Genomic DNA, 4034 nt, shown 5'->3' with positions numbered 1-4034 from the left:
ACGCCTGCGAGGTGAGCTGTCGGGTTCGGGCGGGGAGGTGCCCGGCCGGGCCCTGACGGGCACGGCTTCACCCCGAGCCGCTCCGGTGGTGTCCGGCGCGGCGACTTACCTGGGTCCCCCGCTCCTGCCTGCGAGTGTCTTCGGTGGATGACTGTGTGCCGGGCGGTGGCAGGATTCGGCGTCCGCCTGACAGGCCGGGAACGTATGCGAGAGCACATGTCCGGAACAAGTGCAGGAATCACCCGACATGCCTGTTGACCTTGGTCTGGGGGTTTTGGGGTGCTTGATCCTTTGCGACTGCCAAGGCCCAACTCGCCTACGGGGCAACGGGCTGGCGGTGCTCGTGGCGAGGGTCCGGACGGGCGCGGCGGCGTGAGCCAACTCACTGGCCTCAACAAGGGCGGCAAATCGGGCATTAGGGCCAACTAGTGGCCAACCGGCCGCCGATGGGGCGCGTTTAGGTGCGGAGCGGTCGGCCCGGTGTTCCGCGGCGCTGTCCGGGCATCCGTTCGGAACGGGGGTGCGGAGGGCGAATGGGTGACGTTCTCGGGGTGCGGTCCGTTGGGAGGGGTGGTGGGATCTTCGGTGGCGGCTTCCGGCGTGCCGTGTCCTGTTTTGCACCTCTTTGGCGATGTCAGTCGATATCTGCTCATATCACCTGATCAAAAACATATCGCGCATGATCCGATACCGACCGGCCTGTAACGGTGGGCGCTAGCGGTGATCGAAAGGTGACCGGATACGCTGACTTGAGTGGTGGCAGCGACCTATCGACAAACCAGGTAATCGCCAGTAGACACCAGCAGACAGGAGACCCCTCGTGACCGTCGTCGGGCCGTTCGGGCTGAGCGTGCGGGACCAGGCTCTGGAAGCCGATGTCCAGACCGGATTGGCGGCCGTCGAGGAAGGGTTGCTTGAGGCAACCAAAAGCGAGGTGCCGTTCATCACGGAGGCCGCCCAGCACCTGGTGCGGGCCGGCGGCAAGCGGTTCCGGCCGCTGCTGGTGATGCTCGCCTCCCGGTTCGGCGACCCCTACGCGCCCGGCATCGTGCCGTCGGCCGTGGTCGTGGAGCTGACCCACCTCGCCACGCTGTACCACGACGACGTGATGGACGAGGCCGCCGTGCGCCGCGGCGTGGCCAGCGCGAACACCCGCTGGGGCAACTCGGTCGCGGTCCTCACCGGCGACTTCCTGTTCGCCCGCGCCTCCCAGATCCTCGCCGACCTCGGACCCGAGGCGGTCCGCGTGCAGGCCCTCGCGTTCGAGCGGCTCGTCACCGGCCAGATCCTGGAGACGGCCGGACCCCAGGACGGCCGGGACCCGGTCGACCACTACCTCGACGTGCTCGGCGGCAAGACGGGATCGCTCGTCGCGGTCGCCTGCCGGTTCGGCGCGATGATGTCCGGCGCCGACGAGACCGTCGTCGACGTGCTCACCCAGTACGGCGAGCGGCTCGGCGTCGCCTTCCAGCTCGCGGACGACGTCCTGGACATCGCCTCCGACTCCCACGAGTCCGGCAAGACGCCCGGCACGGACCTGCGCGAGGGCATCCCGACCCTCCCGGTGCTGCGGCTGCGCGAGCGGGCGGCCCGGCTGGGGCTCGCCGAGGACATCGCCCTGTGCGAGCTGCTGGACTCCGACCTCAGCGACGACGCCCGGCACGCCGAAGCGCTGCGCCTGCTGCGCGCCCACCCCGCGCTGGAACAGGCGCGGCGGGACACCGTCCGGTACGCGAAGGACGCCCGGTCGGCGCTGGCCCCGCTGCCGGAGTGCGACGCGAAGGCCGCGCTGATCGAGCTGTGCGACGCCGTGGTGCACCGGGCCGGCTGACCCCGCCCCGGCCGGCCCCGTCGCCTCCCGCGCGCCACCCCTCCCGCGACACCCTCCCCCCACTGACCGGGGGAGGCCCCCTCCTCCGTGTCATCCCGCAGGAGTACACGGAGTTGAGCCCGCGGTCTGACGCTTCTCCCTGGCCGATTTGGTCAGATGGACACCACGGAAAAACACCACTCCTCACCGATTCGGGTGAGAATGGCGGCTCACGGGTGAACAGTGCGAGGTCGCGAGACAGCCGCCGCCGACGACGGAGGTAGGGCACACATGGCACCGATCGATTCCGACGACAACACGACCGCCGGGGCGGACGAGGGGCTGAGCGCCGGACGGCGCAGGGCCGCGCGGTACGTCGTCCCGGTCGCGGTGATGGGCGTGGCGGCCGCCACGATCGGGCTCGTCCCCGCCCTCGCCGACTCCGGCGACCCGGACCTGCCGGAGGTGACGGCCCAGCAGCTCATCGAGAAGATCGCCCGGTCGGACGTCCAGCAGCTGTCCGGCACCGTCAGGATCAGCACCGACCTCGGCCTGCCGGACCTCGGCGGCCTGGAGAGCGGCCTGATGTCCGGCATGTCCGGCGGTCCGGGCGCGGACGGCGGCGACGACGGCTCGTCCGCCGATCCGTCCGCCAAGCTCACCGGGCTGGTGTCCGGCACGCACACCCTGCGCGTCGCGGCCGACGGCCCCGACCGGCAGAAGCTGTCGCTGCTGGAGAACGCCGCCGAGTACAGCCTGATCCACGACGGCAAGGACGTCTGGGGCTACGACAGCAAGTCCAACGAGGTCTACCACTCCACCGCCGAGGGCGGTGCCGAGCGGCCCGCCGAGAAGGCGCCGGCCACCCCGAAGGACTTCGCCGACCAGGCGCTCAAGGCGGTCGACGACACCACGTCCGTGACCGTCGACGGCACCGCGCAGGTGGCCGGCCGGGACGCGTACCGGCTGGTGATCAAGCCCCGGCAGTCGGGTTCCACGGTCGGCGTGATCAGCGTCGCCGTGGACGCGAAGACCGGCATGCCGCTGAAGTTCACGCTGACCCCGTCGAGCGGCGGCGCCGCCGTCGTGGACGCGGGCTTCACCCAGGTCAGCTTCGCGAAGCCGGACGCGTCGACGTTCGACTTCACCCCGCCCAAGGGCGCGAAGGTCACCGAGGGCGACGAGACGCCGAAGGCGCCCGAGCGGAACCGGAAGGCCGGCGGCGACCTCGCCAAGGACCTGGACGGCCTCCGGGTCGTCGGCGAGGGCTGGAACACGATCGCCACCTTCGACACCGGCGGCCAGGGCCTGCCCACCGCCTCCGCGGGCGGCGACCTGGGCGGCTTCCTGGGCTCCCTCGGCGAGCAGGTCAAGGGCGACTTCGGCTCGGGCACGGTCTTCAAGACCCGCCTGGTCAACGCCCTGATCACGGACGACGGCAAGGTCTACGCCGGCGCCGTCACCAAGGACGCGCTGGTGAAGGCGGCCGACGCCGCGAAGTAGGACCGGACGCCGGGGCCCGTGCCCGTACGACGAGGAAGCCGAGGAAAGGGAGCCGATGGGCGAACCGTCCGCCGCGGAACCGCAGGGCCCGGGCCCGGGGAGCGCGGGTGACGCCGTCATCGCCACCCGCGCGCTCACCAAGCGCTACCGGGGCGGACAACTCGCCGTCGACGGCCTGGACCTGACCGTCCCGGCGGGCAGCGTCTTCGGCTTCCTCGGCCCCAACGGCTCCGGCAAGACCACCACCATCCGCATGCTGATGGGCCTGATCGAGCCGACCTCGGGCACGGCACGGGTGCTGGGCCGGCCCGTGCCGCGCGCCGCCCGCGCCGTACTGCCCCAGGTCGGCGCCCTCATCGAGGGCCCGGCCCTGTACGGCTTCCTCTCCGGCCGCGACAACCTCCTGCGCTACGACGCAGCCGACCCGACCGCCGACCCGCGCACCCGGCGCGAGCGCGTCGGGGCCGCGCTGGATCGGGTGGGCCTCGCGGCGGCCGCCGGCAAGAAGGCGAAGGCGTACTCGCTCGGCATGAAGCAGCGCCTCGGACTCGCGGCGGCCCTGCTCCAGCCGCGCCGCCTGCTGGTGCTTGACGAGCCCACCAACGGGCTCGACCCCCAGGGCATGCGCGAGATCCGCGCCCTCGTGCGCGAACTGGCCTCCGACGGCACGACCGTCTTCCTCTCCTCCCACCTGCTGGACGAGATCGAGCAGGTGTGCACA

Annotated in this window: 3 protein-coding genes and 1 riboswitch; all 3 genes read left to right on the top strand. The window is 71.6% G+C overall.

Annotated elements, in window-relative coordinates; all coding sequences use genetic code 11:
- Nucleotides 1-156: riboswitch (cyclic di-AMP (ydaO/yuaA leader) on the bottom strand. This riboswitch is flagged as partial in the annotation.
- A gap of 664 nt (nt 157-820) precedes the next feature.
- Complete coding sequence (locus tag GTW67_RS22840; RefSeq protein WP_161166681.1) at nt 821-1831, top strand: polyprenyl synthetase family protein; 1011 nt, start codon at nt 821-823, stop codon at nt 1829-1831.
- A 270-nt stretch (nt 1832-2101) separates the two neighbouring features.
- Complete coding sequence (locus GTW67_RS22835; RefSeq protein WP_161166680.1) at nt 2102-3313, top strand: LolA family protein; 1212 nt, start codon at nt 2102-2104, stop codon at nt 3311-3313.
- A 55-nt stretch (nt 3314-3368) separates the two neighbouring features.
- A partial coding sequence (locus GTW67_RS22830; protein ID WP_161166679.1) for an ABC transporter ATP-binding protein occupies nt 3369-4034 on the top strand: 666 nt, incomplete at its 3' end.

The organism is Streptomyces sp. SID5910 (assembly GCF_009862125.1).
GTDB lineage: Bacteria > Actinomycetota > Actinomycetes > Streptomycetales > Streptomycetaceae > Streptomyces.
The sequence above is the reverse complement of the archived record's forward strand: the minus strand, read 5'-3'. Positions and strand labels throughout refer to the sequence as shown.

Bases quoted from the DNA above. Each gene is read 5' to 3' on its own strand.
- GTW67_RS22835 (WP_161166680.1), top strand. From the start codon at position 2,102: ATGGCACCGATCGATTCCGACGACAACACGACCGCCGGGGCGGACGAG.